The organism is Rhizobium indigoferae (genome assembly GCF_034554815.1).
GTDB classification, from domain to species: Bacteria; Pseudomonadota; Alphaproteobacteria; order Rhizobiales; family Rhizobiaceae; genus Rhizobium; species Rhizobium leguminosarum.
Window position 1 is genome coordinate 2794860 of sequence record NZ_CP140635.1, and the last position, 17588, is coordinate 2812447.

Below are 17588 nucleotides of genomic sequence, written 5' to 3' on the forward strand. Positions count from 1 at the left end.
GTAGGAATAGACAAATGGCAACGTTCTTTGGCGCAATTGCCGACGACTTCACAGGTGCAACTGATTTGGCTGGGTTGCTCGCTAGATCGGGCGTCCCCGTTTCCCTGCGTATGGGAGTTCCGACGGAGCCGCCGGAGAATACAGCACCGTTGGAAATTATCGCTCTCAAGTGCCGAACAAGCCCGGTGCAAGAAGCCGTTCACGAAACCCAAGCGGCGCTTGAATGGCTGAAAGCTGCTGGTGCACAGCGGTTCTTCTGGAAGTATTGCTCCACCTTCGATTCCACGGCCAAGGGCAATATCGGGCCTGTGGCAGAGAACCTGATGGCTGCACTCGGCGTCGATCAGACCATCTACTGCCCTGCCTTCCCCGAGAACGGCCGTGCGATCTTCATGGGCAATCTCTTTGTCGGCGAGCAACCGCTGGCGGAGAGCCCGATGAAGGATCATCCGCTTACGCCGATGCGAGACTCCAATCTCACGCGACTGCTTGCTACCCAGGTCACAAAGCCGGTCGGACTTGCCAACCGTCTGGTTGTTGCCAAAGGCGCTGCATCGCTTTCGGAAAGGTTGTCCAAGCTAGCCGCCGACGGCATCGCCCATGTCGTGGTCGATGCTGTCGCCAACGACGATCTCTACATCATTGCTGAAGCCTGCCAGGACATGACACTCCTGACCGGCGGAAGCGCCGTAGCTATGCCCCTTCCCGAACTGTGGGCAAAGCAGGGGCGCGTCGAGAAGTCGACGCTTTCAGATGTCCGCTCTTACGACGCCGGTCCGGCAATCGTTCTGTCCGGAAGCTGCTCGTCGATGACCAATAAGCAGGTAGCCGATTTCCTGGAAAAGGGCGGACCAAGCTTCAGGCTTGATCCATTGGAGATCGCCGAAGCAGGAAACGCGAAGGTACTCAACTGGCTGGCCTCACAATATTCACCGGCCACTACCCTGATCTACGCAACGGCCGCGCCTGATGCAGTACGCGCAGCCCAGGATCGTCTCGGTGTTGAGCGAGCCGGGTACCTCATTGAAGAGACGCTGGCGGCCTGTGCGGCGGAAGCACGAGACAGCGGTTACCGCCGCTTTGTCGTCGCGGGTGGAGAAACTTCGGGAGCCGTGACCAAGGCCCTGGGTATCACCCGTCTCAACATCGGAGTCGAGATCGCCCCGGGGGTTCCATGGTGTTTCGCGTCCTCGCACAACGCGGGGATCGCGATCACGCTCAAGTCGGGCAATTTTGGAAATGAGCAATTCTTCTCGAAGGCGCTGGAGGTTCTCGAGCCATGAGCGAAGAAGCGCGTGTGCGTGAACAGATCTGCGACCTCGCGAAGTCCCTGTTCGACCGCGGACTGACCCACGGGTCGACAGGCAACATTTCCGCCCGGACGTCCGACGGCGGCCTGCTGGTCTCCCCGACTGGAACGAGCTTCGGTCGCCTCGACCCTTCGCGGTTAAGCCGGGTCGACAGCGAGGGTCGGCATGTCAGCGGCGACAAGCCGACGAAAGAGATGCCTTTGCATACCTCGTTCTATGACACCAGGAGCCAGGCCGGCGCTGTCGTTCACCTGCACTCGTGCCACGCGGTCGCCTGGTCGATGATGCCTGATGTCAACGAGGACGACTTTCTTCCTCCGTTGACCCCGTACGCGATCATGCAGCTCGGCCGCGTCAAGCTCCTGCCCTTCTTCCGGCCCGGCGATCCGGCGATGGGTGAAGCAGTCCGCGGGCTGGCCGGCAAGCGCACTGCCGTTATGTTGGCCAACCATGGGCCAGTCGTGGCGGGGAAGGACGTAGAGGCGGCCTGCAACGCCATCGAGGAGCTGGAGGCGACAGCCCGCCTCGCCATGCTGACATGCGGATGCCGTCCGCGCCAACTCAAGGCGGAAGAGATTCTAGACCTCGTAACGACCTTCAATGTGGAGTGGGAAGCATGAAATTCTCGGCGAACCTAGGCTTCCTCTGGAACGACCGCCCCCTGCCCGCTGGCATCAGGGCCGCGAAGGAAGCAGGCTTCGACGCAGTGGAGTGCCACTGGCCTTACGCCACCCCTGCCGCGGACACGAGAGCAGCATTGGCCGAAACCGGCCTCAAGATGCTCGGATTGAACACTGTCCGCGGCAACGTCACGATTGGCGAGAACGGGTTGTCCGCGCTTCCAGGAAGAGAAGAGGAAGCACGCGCAGCTATCGACCAGGCTATTCAGTACGCGACCGCGATTTCGGCCGGCGCAATCCACGTAATGGCAGGCAACTCGAGCGGTCCGCGAGCACGCAAGGTCTTCATCGAGAACCTTGTGTATGCATGCGAGAAGGCCGGATCGAGTATCACGATCTTGATCGAGCCGCTCAACCACTACAACGCGCCAGGGTATTTCCTAAACACCGTGGAACAGGCGGCCGACATCATTCGAGAGGTGGCAAAACCCAACCTCAAGCTGATGTTCGACTTCTACCATGTCCAGATCATGGGCGGTGACGTCACGCGCCGGTTCGAAGCTGCTTTGCCGCTTATCGGCCATGTGCAGATCGCTTCGGTTCCGGATCGCGGAAGCCCGGACCACGGCGAGCTTGACTACTCGTTCGCCCTTCGATGCGTGCGCGAACTCGGCTGGGCTCAGCCGATCGGTGCCGAATATTTGCCCGCGAACGGTGCGGTTCCCGACCTCGCCTGGCTTGCATCATTCAAAGACTGAAAACGGAATTCCAGGAGAGGAGAAATCCATGAGTAACAAACCGGTCATTGGCTTCATCGGCGTCGGCATGATGGGTCACGGCATGGCGAAAAACATTCGGACCAAAGGATACGAACTTTGGTTCCTGGACCAACGCCCGATGCGCACCCTCCTGGAGATCGGTGCCAAAAGTGCTGCTAACCCCAAGGACATGGCGGAGAAGTGCGACATCATCCATATCTGCCTTCAGAATTCTGGACAGGTGGAGAAGGTCGTCAAAGGCAGCGACGGCATAATTGCGGGCGCGCGTCCCGGTCTCATCGTGATCGACACTTCTACGTCAGACCCCTCGTCCACTCTTCTGCTTGCACAGGAGATGGAAGCAGCGGGTGCGACGCTGATCGATGCCTCACTGGGGCGGACGCCCAAGGAAGCCGAGGAAGGCACGCTTGATGCGATGGTTGCTGGCGACGACGAGGTATTCGAACATGTGAAGCCTGTTATCGAATGCTGGGCCGGCCGCGTTATCCGAGTAGGGGCAGTCGGAAACGGTCACAAAATGAAACTGCTGATGAACTTCATCGGGATGAGTTATGGAGCGCTCTATGCCGAAGCAGTTGTCCTCGGAGCGAAAATCGGCATTTCGCCACAGGCGATACGCGACGTCATCACGGGTAGCCGAATGGACAGCGGGTTCTTTGGCACGTTCATGAAGTACGTCGTCGAGCGCGACCGTGACGCCCACAAATTCATGATCTCGTACGCCGCCAAGGACCTCCGCTACGTCAACAACATGGCAGCCGATTCCAAGGTGACAAGCATCATGGCTTCGGCGGCGGTGCAGTATTACACACATGCGGAGGCGATCGGGCACGGTAACGACTTTGTACCGATGCTGAGCGATCTCGTTGGCAAGCTCAACGGCGTCGACATGGAAGAAGAGGTTCGCAAGGGCGCGCGCTAAGCGTACCGCCCATACGATCAAGACTGCAAGCTTCGCGTTCTGTCGAAGGCTTGCAGACTTGGCCCCACCGTGATCTCCAGTCTCTTCACAGGAAAGCGGTTGGCTATCTCATCCTGCATCTGATGAAAAAGGACGAGTGCGGCATCGAAAACCTTCACCGAACTCTCAAGCCTCTCGTGACGTAGAGATCTCTTCTTATCGTACTCCGTGCCGCTCAAACGGCTTTCGCTGTCGTATATCTCTGAAATCCGGCTATTTATCGCAAATACGTGACTACGCAGCCTGATAAAGTACGGAAGGATTTCGCTCGGTATCCGCGCCGTATCCAGTTGCGACACGGCTGTCACCATTTCCGTCGTCCTGTCACCTTGCAAGGCGTACCCCTTCCTCGTGTGTTTGGGTGTTAGAGCTGTGTCTAACCGCTCACTTACCGTCTGCAGCGCAGCGTGGGCCAGCATATGCGCAGCGCGCGTAAATTCGTTTTTCTCCTCAATTGCAGCAACTTGCTGACTTCTTTGCTGATCCGCAGCTACGGCAAAGCCGGCCACGATTGCAGCAATCGCACCCACGGCCTGAACCCATGCTGGCAAATCGCCACTGCAGGGAGTTGAAAGCGATCGACCGACAACAATCGATATGGCGAGGATTACGACCAATACAGCGACAGCAATCAGGTAGATTGCAAAACGGCTACGTTTCGGCGGCATGACTCTTCGAGCCCCAGTGATGATCCTCTCCCCTATGATGGGACAACCTTGCCCGAACCGGGCCTCTAGTAGTCGTGCGAGCAGAACGGTTTTGGCCCCACAGAATGCAGCCAGCGTCAGGCCCTTCTCAGTAGGGACAGGGCAACAATCGTCGACAGCGAAACCAAAAGCCCGGTAGTCACGAATATTGCGGGCAACCCTGCGACGTCGCCTACTACGCCGAGTGCTGGCCCGCTAAGGGCAAGGGCAACGTCAAGACAAGCGGAGTACAGGCCCATTGCCATCCCGCGGCTTTCAGGCGGGGCATCCCGTACGACCGCTATGCCGAATCCCGGGAAGACAAGCGAATAGCCGAAGCCGACCAATGCAGATCCTGCCAGTGCGATCATCGATTGGGTCGCTAAGCCCATGGTCAGCAGGCCAAATGCCTCCACGATCGCGAAGACCAACGCCGTGACCGGCCCTCCGAGCCGATCAGGAATGTGACCAAGAAGAATGCGGCTCGTAACCAGGGCAGTGGCAAAACAGGTCACTGCAAGCCACCCATCGGCCCACTCACGATGAAGGAACAGGAGGCTAGAAAACGCCAAGATGCTTCCGTAGCCGAGGCTAGCGAAGGCGGAACCGAGCCCAGGGAGCCAAACCGCCTTGATGACGCTGAACCTAGACGCGGAGGCCGTCGACCGGCCTGGTAGGGGCGCAAGGGGTGCCACTAGCAATGCCATTACTAGCGGCAATAGGATCGTCGCAGCGGCGATCGCCGCAAATCCCTCTAGGGCGAACAGGGCGCTGCCCACGGGCGCTCCCGCCGCAAGGGCTCCGAACATCGCCGTGCCGATCCAGGCGATTACTTTTCCCGAGTGCTGTGGACCTACAGTTGCCAATCCCCACGCAACAGACCCGGTGATGATCAGGCTTTCTCCTGCTCCCAGCACCCCTCGCCCGGCTACCAGGATCGACGCTGACAACGCGGGATTTCCAATCACTGCCAATGACACAAAGTAGAAGGCACCTGCGACAGCAGCTAGAGATAGGCCGACAACTACCGCCTTCTTTGGACCCTTGCGGTCGGCAAAATCACCAGCCCACAGCCTGGTCATCAGGGAGGAGCAGAACTGGCTACCGGTAATCAGGCCAATGACGAATGTGCCAAATCCAAGGTCTTGGCTGACGTGGATCGGCAAGACAGGCATGCCCATTCCTGCGATTAGAAATCCGACAAAAACAACCACCATCTTGGGAGCAAGCGGGACGAAGACATTGACGCGAACTCTCAATGTTAGGCTCCAAGCGATCTAGTTGGTTGGGGAGTGAAAGTGCGTCGTCACGATTTGCGATCAGCCGCCGATCGGGCGAAGTCTTATAACGACGTCTACGTTCGCGATTTCGAAGCCCTCCGGAGGAACCGGAATATTGCAGAGGGATATGTTGTCGCTATCGATATCGTGGATCTCACCTTTGCCTTCGACATAGAAGTGGTGATGGTCAGCGGTGTTGGTATCAAACCAGGTGCGAGCACCTTCCACCGCAAGGACCCGGATCAATCCAGCATCCGTGAAATCGTTCAGCGCATTGTAGACTGTGGCTACCGACAGGGCGACACCGCCCGCAACGGCCTCCGCGTGAAGGTCTTCCACGGTCACATGGCGATGACCGTTCCCGAAAAGAAGCCTGTACAGCGCAATCCGCTGTTCAGTCGGCCGCAAACCCGCCTCCCGCAGGTCTTTGGCTATCGATGATCTGCGTTCCATTGTTATCGCCCAGATTGCGCTCGGAATCTTTCTAACAGAAATTCCGACCGCGGGACGTGGAACGGGGTGCCCCGACGACGGATGGTATAACATAAAGTTATAGCTGAAGCTGCATTGCGGCACGTGCCAACCTCAGGACTACTCCCTTTCGGTGAGCCGCAGCGCGATCGGTTCACCCTTCTCATCTTCGATTGATGAAATTCTCTCATTATAACAAGCGAAACTCTGGGTCTAATCCGAGCGAGGGACGTCCATTACATCTCCTCCCGTCAAACCGAACTGGAGGTCGAGATGAGCACACCAAACGAAACCGTCAATCACGATGAGTTGGACGAAGGACGCCGTACCTTGCTGAAGATGACGGGTGTCGGAGTCGCAGCGCTCGGCGTTGCATCGGTCGCCGGTCCACCGGTGTTCGCCCAGGGGACCACCGAGTGGGACAAGGTCTTCCCTAAGAGCGACAACGTCGACCACGAAAAGGTTAACTTCAAGAACCGTTACGGCATCACCTTGTCGGCTGATCTCTATCTCCCCAAGAACCGTCCCGATGGCCAACTCGCCGCAATCGTTGTCAGCGGCCCCTTCGGAGCCGTGAAGGAACAGTCCTCAGGCCTGTACGCACAGACGATGGCCGAACGCGGTTTCGTAACGCTTGCTTTCGACCCCTCTTATACCGGCGAAAGCGGCGGTGAGCCTCGGAACGTTGCCTCTCCCGATATCAATACTGAAGACTTCAGCGCTGCCGTGGACTTCATCGGTCTTCGCCCGGATGTCGATCGCGAGCGTATCGGCGTAATCGGCGTCTGCGGTTGGGGCGGAATGGCATTGAATGCCGTAGCCGTGGACAAGCGCGTCAAGGCGGTGGTGGCCAGCACCATGTACGATATGACCCGCGTGATGTCCAAGGGCTACAACGACAGCGTGTCGCTTGAACAGCGCACCAAGGCGTTGGAGCAGCTTGGCCAGCAGCGTTGGGCAGATGCAGAGAAAGGCGCGCCCGCGTACCAGCCGCCATATAACGTGCTGAAAGGCGGCGAAGCCCAGTTCCTGGTCGACTACCACGACTACTACAGCACGCCGCGCGGCTACCATAAGCGTGCCGTTAACTCGGGCAACGCTTGGACGCAGACCACGCCGCTGTCTTTCATGAACATGCCGATCCTGACCTATATCGCGGAGATTTCCCCGCGCCCGGTCCTGTTCATTCATGGTGAGAAGGCACACTCTCGCTACTTCAGCGAAACCGCCTTCGCTGCGGCGGCCGAGCCCAAGGAACTGATGATTATCCCGGGAGCCAACCACACCGACCTCTACGATAAGGTCAACGTGATCCCGTTTGATAAGCTCCAGCAGTTCTTCGACCAGCATCTCAGCGTCTAACGTCCGGTTGTCTTAGGTGAACTTGCCGCTCAATGCGTATCCACACGCTTTGGGCGGCTTCTTTTATGAACGGGGGCGTTTTCGTCGCCCCAGGCACCCACATGGGCACGCTTGACCAAATTTGCGGTGGAACGCCACTGTGCCGGCAGCCACTGGCGGCCCGGCTGAGTGATTCGTCTGTCTAGGTGAGTCGAAATATATTCGTTAGGGGAACTGATTATCCTGAAGGACGTTTGTTGGCCGCTCCAAATCCGAGTGTGCATAGAGCGGGTCGTCGAAACGTCATTGTCAAAGAGCATCTACAAGCCGAGCGAAAAATTGCCCAAGTCAACAGCAACAATGCAGTGGTTCGATCGACCTGATTGAGTGGTTTCCCCCGGAACAAGGATTTCTTGAACGGGTTTTCCTAGCAATGACTCGGTCAATTCGGGGTGAGATGACCGGGTTCCGGTAGAGGCACGCTCATGGTCGAGGACAGAAATATCATCCGAAAGCGCAAATGGCTTGCCACGGTGCGGGGGATTGTTACGCACAGCGTCGGCGGCCCAGAAGTAGAGCATGCTCCGTGTGATATGCTGCTTGGCAACGCCATTCTTCGTGTCGCCAAGTTGGATCCGTGTGTTTGCAGCACGGCGGCTGCGACAGTCACACTGGACGGCATCGATCTTGATTGCGAAGATTGCAGGCGGCTCGCCCTGAAATACGGAGACCGTCTCGAAGTTCGCGAGTAGCGACCTCTCACAGTGTTCGTCTTGATTGGTGCTGGGCTTCCCAGTCCACCTCTTGCACAAGTGCGACGACTCACTGTGTCCGAAGATTCGACAAGCTGCTTCGCACTCGTTACAGTTGAATCATGCAGCGAATCGGCACTCAACTCATCCTCAGCGCGCATGATCTGATCGGGCATCTGAGCTGTCGCCATTTGACGGCGCTCGATCTCCAGGTTGCGGAAGGAGCTTTGGCCAAGCCAGTCCACTGGGACCCGCTGCTCGAGGTCCTGAGGGAGCGTGGGCTGAAGCATGAAAAGGGATTCATCGATAATCTGAAAACCCAAGGCCTCGATGCTACCGTCATAGACGGCATTGACGTGAACGATGACAGCGTCGGCGCGACCATGGACGCGATGCGTTCAGGGCAGCAGATCGTGGTGCAGGCGGCGCTTCGCGACGGCCGATGGATCGGGAGGGCGGACGTTCTGCGAAGGGTGGAACGAAGCAGTGACTTGGGTCCATGGTCGTACGAGATCATCGATACGAAGCTCTCCCGAGAGACCAAAGGCGGTACGGTGCTTCAGTTAAGCCTTTACGCCGAACTTCTCCACACTATGCAGGGTATTGCGCCGGAGTTTGTGCACGTCGTTGTGCCCTGGTCCAACTTCGAGCCGCAGACCTTCCGCGTCTCTGACTTTGCCGCTTTTTTCAGGAAGGTTCGGAGGGCCACCGAGGAGGCTACGGCTGCCGGACGGGGGGATCGTTACCCGGAGCCGACGGAACATTGCGACATTTGCAGATGGGCCGAGCAGTGCGACGCCAGGAGACGCGACGACGACCATCTGTGCCTTGTCGCCAATATCTCGAAAACCCAGATTGCGGAATTGCGGGCGCACTCTGTTATGACGACAAAGGCGTTCGCGAACCTCCCCTCGCCGATGCCGTGGAAGCCTGAACGCGGCTCTCCTGCGAGCTTCGAAAAAGCGAGAGCCCAGGCCTACATCCAGGTGTGCGCCCGAGAGGCTGGCGAGCGGCAATTCGAAATGCTCGAAGTGATACCGGCCACCGGGCTCTGCCGGCTGCCCGAACCATCGCCCGGCGACATCTTCTTCGATATCGAAGGCGATCCCTTCATCGGCGAGCACGGGCTCGAGTACCTATTCGGATATCACTATCGTGACGAGGCGGGCAATTTGGTTCGCATTGCCGATTGGGCGTTTGACCGAAACTCCGAGAAGGTTGTTTTCGAGCGGTTCATGGGCTTCGTCACGGAACGCCGCACACAATTCCCGGACCTCCACATCTATCACTATGCTCCATATGAGCCGGCCACATTGAAGCGGCTCATGGGGCGCTATGCCACGCGCGAAAGTGAGGTAGACAATCTCCTGCGCGGCAACGTGCTCGTCGATCTCTACAGCGTCGTTCGCAATGCCATTCGGGCAAGCGTCGAGAGCTACTCGATCAAGAAGTTGGAGCCGTTTTACGGATTCGAGCGCTCGACACCGTTGAGAGATGCGAACGTCGCGCTCTCCGCACTTCAGGTGGCTTTGGAACTCGACGACGGCCGCTCGATATCTGACGACACAAAAACGGTGGTTGCCGCCTACAACGACGACGACTGCCGATCAACAGAAGCATTGCGGGGCTGGCTCGAACGGCTCCGCACCGATGCCATCGCTTCAGGCACCGTCATCGACCGCCCCTCCCCCGAGAACGAAGAACCAAGCGAAAGCGTCTCAGAGCGCGACGCGCGCGTCGCCGAACTCATCGAGCGGCTGACACGGGATGTGCCGGTCGACGCCGCGGAAAGAACACCCGCCGAGCACGGGAGGTGGATTCTCGCCCACAGCCTCGGCTGGCACCGCCGGGAGGCGAAGGCAGGCTGGTGGGAGTACTTCCGGCTTTGCGACCTGACCGCGGAGGAACTGCTGGACGAAAAGGCGGCATTGGGCGGGCTGCGGTTCGTAGGCACGGTCGAGCGGACAAAGGGCGGTATGCCGACCGACCGCTATGAATTCGATATGCAGGATACGGAAATCCGTGAGGAGGACGAGCTTCGCGCCGCCGGCGGAGAGACCTTTGGCAAAGTGGTGGCGACTTCGCAGGATGCTCGAACGCTTGATGTCAGGAAGAGCAAGAAGTCCGCTGATCTCCATCCTGACGGGGTCTTTGCTCACACGCTCATCCGCACCCCCGAGCAAGAAAACTCGCTCTTGCGGCTCGGCGAGTATGTTGCCGACCATGGCATAGAGGGAATCGGACCTAATCAAGCTGCCCGCGATCTGCTTCTGCGCCAACCGCCTCGGGTCGCAGAGCCGCTACATAGGGATGGGGAAGACACCCTGACCTGCGCGGTCCGCATCGCGCCACAGCTTCAGGGTGGCGTGCTTCCAATCCAGGGGCCACCGGGGACCGGGAAGTCATTCACTGCCGCGCATATGATCTTCACTCTGCTGAAACTGGGTAAGCGGGTCGGAATCACGGCCAACAGCCACAAGGTCATCCGCCACCTGATCGACAAAACGATCGAGGTCGCCAAGGAAGAAGGCACCAAGGTGCAAGCGGGCCAGAAACTCTCTTCGAAGGTGGAGGACACTGACGACGTCCGGTTCTACGTGGACAATGGGACGGCGGTAATGGCGATCGGGTCCGGCGATGTGAAGTTGATGGGCGGAACTTCCTTCTTTTGGGCTCGCGAGGACGCCGCAGGCAGCGTTGACGTGCTGTTCGTGGACGAAGCCGCGCAGATGGCCCTAGCGAACGTGCTGGCGGTCTCGCAAGCAGGATCGACACTCGTTCTCCTTGGCGATCCTCAACAATTGGAGCAACCAACGCAAGGCTCCCATCCTGATGGCACGGGAGTATCCGCTCTTGACCATCTTCTGCGGGGACAGAAGACCATCGCACCTGAGCAGGGTCTTTTCCTCGGGAAGACTTGGCGGCTCCACCCTGACATCACGGCCTTCAACTCCGAACTGTTCTACGAAGGCAAACTCGACTCCGAGAAGGCCTGCAGCGTCCAGGGGACAGCTTCGGCAGGCCCTTTCAAAGGCACTGGCTTGCGCTATGTCCCCGTTCGCCATTCCGGCAATCAGTCGCGTTCCATCGAAGAAGCAGACGCCGTTGCTCAGATCGTCGAAACAATACTGGGTTCACAAATGCATTGGACCGACCGCAAGGGTGTAACCAGACCTCTGGCGCTCGGAGACATCAACATCATCGCACCCTACAACGCCCACGTGTTCGAGATTCAGAAACGCATTCCCGGCGCGCACGTCGGGACGGTCGACAAGTTTCAGGGTCAAGAAGCCCCGATCGCGATCTACTCGACGGCCACGTCCAGCTACGCAGACGCACCTCGGGGAATGGAATTTCTCTACAGTTCAAACCGATTGAACGTGGCCATCAGCCGGGCAAAATGCATGGCCATCCTGATCGCGTCGCCAGAGCTGTTCGAGGTAGAGTGCAAGACGCCTCGCCAAATGCAGCTCGCAAATGCCTTCTGTAGGTACCTCGAGATGGCTGAGGTCGTGGAGATTTAGAGATTGGCGAATGGTTTCTATTGGTGGGTAGATGGGCCTACCGCCTCTCTTTTATGGCGATGTGCTCTGGTCCAAAAATCCCGCGCGCTGGGCCTACATAGACGCAATGCACGCGGAGCTATTCTATCAGTGCAATCCCGGCGTCCTCCGCAGCGCGAATGAGTGCCTCAACTGCGACCGTGGCCGGGATATTCCCGTGAATGGCATCCAGGCAGGTCTTCACAGCAGCCCTGTATACGGAGGATCATAGGATTCATCCATAAGAGGGAGTTGGACGACACCACTCATACCTGTATGTTCGGATGCCTTTCTTGCCGAGCGGGCCAACTTGCCGATCCGACATTCTGGGCGGACCAATGCCTCATAAAAGGCTCCCGGGTCGACTGCGGGGCGGCCCACAGCCTTCTCGGACCTATGTCCCCTATCGTGAACCAAATTACCTGTCCGTTGTTACCTTCCTATCACGAAGGAGGACTGCCATGACCTTTGAGCCGGAAAGTCTAGCCAACGATCAGCTCGCGAGCGTGCAGGCCGCGGTGTCCTCGGAATCAGAACTGAAAAGCTCGTCCATCTCTGTGAGCATGGTGGGTAGAAGCGTCTTGTTGGAGGGCTATGTGGCCGGCTACGGTGATCGGGAGAAGGCGACGGCGATCGCCGCTTTGATCGCGGGTCCGGAGAACGTGCACGACAGGATGCAGGACCGCGACCCGACGACAGATAGCTAGCCACACGCCGGGGATAATGACAGAACTGACTCCTAGTGCACAGTCCGCGTTGCGGGCACTTCGATCCGATCACCAAAGTCCTCATGGATCAATGGCATTACGTCCACAGTTAGGGAGTCTCGCGAACTCCACCCTAAGACTTTGAAGGATTTCCTCCCGGGAGTGACCTTGGGAGCGCAGGTCAACGATCCGCGTCACGAAGCCCTGATGGTCTGGAGAAATCTTCAGCTCACTGCACGCATCGACGAGGATCGCCTGGAGGAATTCGAGGTCATCAATGTCAATCGCGAAATCAGAAAGCAGGCCCAATTCCCACCCCCGCAGACAGAGGCAGAGAGCGTAAACATCTCCCAAGCTGGCCCCCAAAGACCAACCAAATCATCATAGCGCGAATGCATCCGTCATCCAGCATTAATTGCGTTCTGGCACCGCTATGTCAGCCTATTTATTGTTATCGGCGAACGACAGTTAGAGCGGCAATACCCGCCTCGTCGGCCGCACGCAAAAGCGCCTCACGGAATTGTTCGGGGGCAATCTGCCCACTGATCGCATCGACGCAGGCTTTAACGGCAGCGATATATTCCTCGCCGTCATCCGAAGGCCACTCCTTGATCAGGATTTGCGCTGCATCACCGAGCGTCCGTACGATCTTGCGCGTTCTCTTACAGCGCAGAGCTAGCCCGACCGGCGTGAACGCCGACGATGTATTCCAGCACATTGCGACCCTCAAGGAACCAATATTGCCTCGTCTGACCGAACTATAAGCATAGTTGCTAAAATTCGAAACTGAAGATTCTGTGACCGATAGGTACATCCCTACGACTTAGCCCGGGTAGAGTACAACCGAAAGTTCTAGTTAATCGGGTACTACTCCCCTACATTGCAAGTATTACATCGCAACCACATTTCGCAGACTTGAGGGGTTATCGAAATGAACTGCCTTCGTGCGCTGCTTCTTTCTTCTGCATTGCTTCAACAAACTCCTGGGCCGCTGACGTCAAGATCGTTTCTTGGAACGTCGCTGCGTCGCCTTCTGAGGAAGTCCTCGCCCGAGCGCGAAAACCGGTTCAGCGAAGATTATCGCGAAGTTTGCAGGCGGTAATCGCCGCGCAGAAGGTTCAGCCACGCCCGTGCCATTTTCTCCGCGCCGGTGCCGCCGATATGGCAATCGTCGTAGCGGTCTTCTCCGTCGAGCAACGCGTCGGAATTGACGCCCTCTCGGATACCGGGGCTGCTTTTTGACAGGGCCAGTTGCGCCCGTACAATCGGATTGTCCGGAATATGCTCCTTGAAGCCGCCGTTGCTCGGTTCGAGGCATTTCGATGCGATCGAAATGTAAACGGGTGCTTCAACGCCGTGCTGACGCAATGTGTCCACCATCGAGATGAAATGTTCCTGATAGGCCTGCGCAGTGGTGCCGACAACAAGGTCCTTCTCTCCTTGCACCCAGAGGACGCTCGTTATCCGATATCCGGAATCCTGAAGCTGTTTCACTGTATCGACCAGCACGGGATTGAGGTCACCGCCTTTCGCCCATCGTGCGACCTCAGATCCGGAATATGCGAGCGGTGCGAGGATGACGCTGTCATTTTGTCCCGATGCGATCAAATTGTTCGCAAGGAGCGTCCAGTACTCTCCCTTGGTATCGGTCGATCCAAGAAGTGGCGACGCTGCGATGAAGCACCGTTTGTCAAAGGCGTTGACGACGCGAGCGCCATAATTTGACCTGTGCCGTTGTCCACCGTCGTTGGCCGCGTTCGATTGGCCAAGAATGAGCAAGACAGCCGTTCGATCGGTTTGAGTGGGGCAGGTCACAGAGGTTTTTGATTCATCCCCGATGAGGCGTTCCTTGTCGTCGAAACTATATCGGCTTGGGGCCGCCGGCTTCTCTCCAACAACCACTTTCCTCATCGCGGAAAGTTGTGGCCAAGGAAAGACCTCATGTCTCGCGCTCATGCCGCCGAGAAAATACATGGCGATCAAAGCGGCTAGGCCGACTGCCAGCGTTTTGCGCATGCCGTTACCCTTCAAACATCATCCGATGACACGGAGCCTATCGTACCGATCAAAGCTGTTCCAGCCATGAAGGTTCCTTTGCACCGCCACGTAGAAATTCGGCTGGAAAACGGAGGACACTAGCCGCGAAGGTAGGATTACTACTCACTTCGAGAAATTGATCTCGATTGCCAAACGACGCGCGCTCAATGAGGAACGTTATTGATTGTGGTTGCGATGACGGAATTGCAATTTGGCTCGAATTCCGTCATCTAGATGCCCTGCTGCCGTCGTCAATTATCGCAACAAATGCCGATGCAGCTCAGGGCGCTCCGGCATGAGGTCGTAGAGCGCCCTCTCTCTTTTCAGGCGGCAGCTCCGCGACGGGCAACCATCGTTCACATTCTTCAAATCCAGATTTAAGGTCCGCGCGTATATAGCTCTTGGGGACCGCAATCCGTGCCTTGAGGGTCGAGGACAATGAAATTGAACACATCGTCGGCATTTGCGCCGGTCGGGCTAGCTCAGCGCGATCCGGCAACGCACAAGATCGTACGTACGCTTGCCGATGCAGCATTCAGCCTGAAGATTGGCCATCCGATGACGATGTGGAATATGTCGCGGCTATAAAGGCCTGCATCGACGCAATGGGCGGACACATTGCTCCAGAACAATTCCGGGAAGCGCTTTTACGTGCGGCCCACGAGGCGGGGATCGCTACTTTAACAGTCGTTCACTGATGACAATCGGTAAAAAAACGGCTGGCTGCGGCTTCTCCGATCCCATCCGGCATGTGGCAAGCCCTCGCTCCCTGCGTAAAAGCCACTCCTAATAAAAGCAGTGAATTACAGTCTACCGTCTGCAATCCTTAGCAGACACATCGAAAAAACCATGCCACTATCTCGTGCAGTGAGGCGAGTGCACAAGCGGTGCGATGACCAGAGATATTAGGGCGAACCCGGTAGTTATCCGGCCGGACACAAGTATCGGAAACAATTCAGCCGAAGCAGACGACGAATTTCTGTTTGAATGCTTTGTCGATCATCCGGCGTTGGATGTCACGCGTGACGTCACCAACTCGAAGATGTTCGTCCTAGCTCGAACCGGTGGCGGCAAGACCGCTATCATAAGAAAGATTAATCAACAATTCGCCGATACCTCGTCCGTTATAGACCTGTCCGGGCTCTCAATGGATTATGTTGCAAATTCGAACATCATTCGCTTCCTGCAATCCATCAATATTGATCTAGACCTGTTCTTCCAGGCTCTGTGGAAGCACGTTCTATGCCTAGAGTTTATTCGTCTGCGTTACGAAGTGAAAAATGACGAGAACTCTCGCCAAGTATTTGGCTGGTTTCGAGACTTTTTTAGATCGGATGGTCGGCGGCAGTCAGCGCTCAAGTATCTTTCCGAATGGGAAGGAAAGTTCTTCATCACAATGGATGAGAACATCAAGGAAATAACTGCGAAACTCGAATCGAAAGTGAGCACCGAGCTTTCTGCAGAGGTCGAAAAATTCAACGCCCGCGCGGGATATTCTCGTACTTTGAGCAGCGAGAAGAAATCGGAACTGGTCGCGAGAGCAAAGCGGATCGTCAACGCGGAACAACTTGCTGAGCTTAATAAGGTTTTGGACCTTCTTTCAACGTACGACTCCGACGATGGGAAATATAAGAAATCGTTCTACATCCTCATTGATAAACTCGACGAAAAATGGGTCGATGAAACAATCCGATTTGACCTAATTCGAGCATTGATCGAATGCCTAAGATCATTCAATAAACTATCACGCCTAAAGATTGTTGTTGCAATTCGCGAGGATGTCCTTGAACGCGTTGTTCAAGACAACAGAGATATTGGCTTTCAACGCGAGAAATATGACGACTACTTCCTACGGGTTGTCTGGACCAATAGCCAACTCAAAGAGCTGGTGCAACGGCGAATAAACAAGCTTTATAAGAAGAAATACACCTCTGAAAACGTCACCTTCGACGACATTTTCAGGAACAAGATCGGCAATAAGGAGCCGATGGATTACATCATTGAAAGAACGTTGAAGAGACCCCGTGATGTAATTTCATTCGTGAACGAGTGTTTTCAAAAAGCGCAGGGAAAGACTGAAGTCTCCCCGAAAATAATCAAGGAAGCGGAATCTCAGTATTCTAGGATTCGTATGCAAGCTCTCATTTCGGAGTGGCAGAGCGCGTTTCCTTCGCTGTCAACAGCATTTAAGCTATTGGCTAACAGGCGAGGCCGATTCACTTCTCGTGACATCTCCGACAAAGCCTTTCTCGATGAGTTCGCTCTCAATATTGATCAGAGAGGCATCACGGAGAGCGACCCCATTGGAGCTGGCGTCAACCGCTATATTCGCGATGGCGCTGAGGTCGCGAGCCTTCCCTTAGTCCGGACGCTTGTGAGCGAGCTGTATCGAATCGGCGCTATCGGAGTAAAAACCTCATCTGGCGAGCGATATATCTACTCGTTTCAGGATGTTCCTGTAATAAGCCCCGATTCTATCGACTTGGATACGAAAATTCATATCCACCCTATGCTTCATCGGGCGCTGAATGTTCAAGACGAGCCTCAGAGATCGAATGCGTGAACGGTTCGCAGATCGGACGAATTCGGCTCCTCGCGGGGAATGCCGAGTCTGACACCTGCGGGCACGCGGCCCGAAGATCAACACCTGAAAGCGAAACGTCTGACGTCGCAGACTTCGTCTATCTACAACGATGAGGCGGTAAAATTCATCGTTCATGGCATGCTCAGGCCGTGACCGCTTGCTTTGAATCCAAAAGCCCCAATAGTTTCTTCGCAACTCTATGTTGATCGTTAGCGCTGTTTGCCTCGCACCTTGACCATGCGCCATTGCCGTATCGAGTAATACCGCTGTGATGGAGATGGCAACAATGCGCCAAAAGACGACATGTTCATGAGCATCGAAAAAGGCTGTTTTGATCCTCGTTTCTGGCGTTCGGGAACTTTTCTCTTTCCGAAAATCGGATACTTGCGCCGCTCAGTAATTTACATTGGCCTGCCGTTATGCATAGATCACGAACATGAGCACGCAGCGTAACATCGCCGTCAATAATAATGGCCCCTTTGGGGTCGTGGACGGCGTGTGCGCATTTTAGCGTAGCT

The 17588-nt window shown here is 56.5% G+C and carries 15 protein-coding genes and 2 pseudogenes; 11 read left to right on the forward strand and 6 right to left on the reverse strand.

Annotated features, from left to right (window positions below):
- Nucleotides 1–14: 14 nt before the first annotated feature.
- The 4 genes from otnK to U5G49_RS14260 are packed head-to-tail and all read left to right on the forward strand — an operon-like array spanning nucleotide 15 to nucleotide 3631.
- Nucleotides 15–1283 (forward strand): 3-oxo-tetronate kinase, encoded by a 1269-nt coding sequence (gene otnK / locus U5G49_RS14245; RefSeq protein WP_193445552.1) that lies wholly within the window; start codon nucleotides 15–17, stop codon nucleotides 1281–1283.
- Nucleotides 1280–1930 (forward strand): 3-oxo-tetronate 4-phosphate decarboxylase, encoded by a 651-nt coding sequence (gene otnC, locus U5G49_RS14250; RefSeq protein WP_193445551.1) that lies wholly within the window; start codon nucleotides 1280–1282, stop codon nucleotides 1928–1930. Before otnK ends, otnC begins: the two co-directional genes overlap by 4 nt.
- Nucleotides 1927–2688, forward strand: coding sequence for a hydroxypyruvate isomerase family protein (locus tag U5G49_RS14255; RefSeq protein ID WP_193445550.1), 762 nt, complete (start codon nucleotides 1927–1929; stop codon nucleotides 2686–2688). The genes otnC and U5G49_RS14255 overlap by 4 nt, the downstream gene beginning before the upstream one ends.
- 28 nt (nucleotides 2689–2716) lie before the next feature.
- Nucleotides 2717–3631, forward strand: coding sequence for an NAD(P)-dependent oxidoreductase (locus U5G49_RS14260; protein ID WP_193445688.1), 915 nt, complete (start codon nucleotides 2717–2719; stop codon nucleotides 3629–3631).
- A 17-nt stretch (nucleotides 3632–3648) separates the two neighbouring features.
- Here the strand turns inward: U5G49_RS14260 and U5G49_RS14265 are convergent, their stop codons facing one another.
- The 3 genes from U5G49_RS14265 to irrA all read right to left on the reverse strand — a co-directional run bounded on the left by U5G49_RS14265 (nucleotide 3649) and on the right by irrA (nucleotide 6089).
- Nucleotides 3649–4338: a hypothetical protein gene (locus U5G49_RS14265; protein WP_193445549.1), complete on the reverse strand. Its 690-nt coding sequence runs from the start codon at nucleotides 4336–4338 to the stop codon at nucleotides 3649–3651.
- Between the two features lie 116 nt (nucleotides 4339–4454).
- Nucleotides 4455–5615, reverse strand: a complete 1161-nt coding sequence (locus U5G49_RS14270) for an arabinose transporter (RefSeq protein ID WP_193445548.1) — start codon at nucleotides 5613–5615, stop codon at nucleotides 4455–4457.
- Between the two features lie 60 nt (nucleotides 5616–5675).
- Nucleotides 5676–6089 (reverse strand): iron response transcriptional regulator IrrA, encoded by a 414-nt coding sequence (gene irrA, locus U5G49_RS14275; protein WP_193445547.1) that lies wholly within the window; start codon nucleotides 6087–6089, stop codon nucleotides 5676–5678.
- Between the two features lie 291 nt (nucleotides 6090–6380).
- On the opposite strand from irrA, the gene U5G49_RS14280 reads away from it, so the two are divergent.
- The 3 genes from U5G49_RS14280 (at nucleotide 6381) to U5G49_RS14290 (ending at nucleotide 11724) form a co-directional block, all read left to right on the forward strand.
- The gene (locus U5G49_RS14280) at nucleotides 6381–7469 is read left to right on the forward strand and encodes an alpha/beta fold hydrolase (RefSeq protein ID WP_193445546.1); all 1089 of its coding nucleotides are present in this window, start codon (nucleotides 6381–6383) and stop codon (nucleotides 7467–7469) included.
- 464 nt (nucleotides 7470–7933) lie between these two features.
- Nucleotides 7934–8200, forward strand: coding sequence for a hypothetical protein (locus U5G49_RS14285; RefSeq protein ID WP_193445545.1), 267 nt, complete (start codon nucleotides 7934–7936; stop codon nucleotides 8198–8200).
- Between the two features lie 122 nt (nucleotides 8201–8322).
- The gene (locus U5G49_RS14290; RefSeq protein WP_193445544.1) at nucleotides 8323–11724 is read left to right on the forward strand and encodes a TM0106 family RecB-like putative nuclease; all 3402 of its coding nucleotides are present in this window, start codon (nucleotides 8323–8325) and stop codon (nucleotides 11722–11724) included.
- Nucleotides 11725–11842: 118 nt separating this feature from the next.
- Here the strand turns inward: U5G49_RS14290 and U5G49_RS14295 are convergent.
- Nucleotides 11843–11959 (reverse strand): annotated as a pseudogene (locus U5G49_RS14295) (DUF982 domain-containing protein); the annotation flags it as partial.
- A gap of 244 nt (nucleotides 11960–12203) precedes the next feature.
- Here U5G49_RS14295 and U5G49_RS14300 point away from each other — a divergent pair.
- Nucleotides 12204–12449, forward strand: a complete 246-nt coding sequence (locus U5G49_RS14300) for a BON domain-containing protein (RefSeq protein WP_193445542.1) — start codon at nucleotides 12204–12206, stop codon at nucleotides 12447–12449.
- 168 nt (nucleotides 12450–12617) lie between these two features.
- Entirely contained in the window at nucleotides 12618–12836 is a 219-nt protein-coding gene (locus tag U5G49_RS14305) for a hypothetical protein (protein ID WP_246289264.1), read from the forward strand.
- Nucleotides 12837–12900: 64 nt separating this feature from the next.
- On the opposite strand, the gene U5G49_RS14310 is transcribed toward U5G49_RS14305, so the two are convergent.
- Both U5G49_RS14310 and U5G49_RS14315 read right to left on the reverse strand, forming a co-directional pair.
- Nucleotides 12901–13167: a DUF982 domain-containing protein gene (locus tag U5G49_RS14310; protein ID WP_193445541.1), complete on the reverse strand. Its 267-nt coding sequence runs from the start codon at nucleotides 13165–13167 to the stop codon at nucleotides 12901–12903.
- 359 nt (nucleotides 13168–13526) lie between these two features.
- Nucleotides 13527–14465, reverse strand: a complete 939-nt coding sequence (locus tag U5G49_RS14315; RefSeq protein ID WP_193445540.1) for a sialate O-acetylesterase — start codon at nucleotides 14463–14465, stop codon at nucleotides 13527–13529.
- A gap of 459 nt (nucleotides 14466–14924) precedes the next feature.
- Here U5G49_RS14315 and U5G49_RS14320 point away from each other — a divergent pair.
- Nucleotides 14925–15184 (forward strand): annotated as a pseudogene (locus tag U5G49_RS14320) (DUF982 domain-containing protein).
- Nucleotides 15185–15378: 194 nt separating this feature from the next.
- Nucleotides 15379–17049 carry a P-loop ATPase, Sll1717 family gene (locus U5G49_RS14325; RefSeq protein WP_193445539.1) on the forward strand — a complete coding sequence of 557 codons (1671 nt, stop codon included), beginning with the start codon at nucleotides 15379–15381 and terminating at the stop codon, nucleotides 17047–17049.
- The last annotated feature ends 539 nt before the right edge of the window (nucleotides 17050–17588 follow it).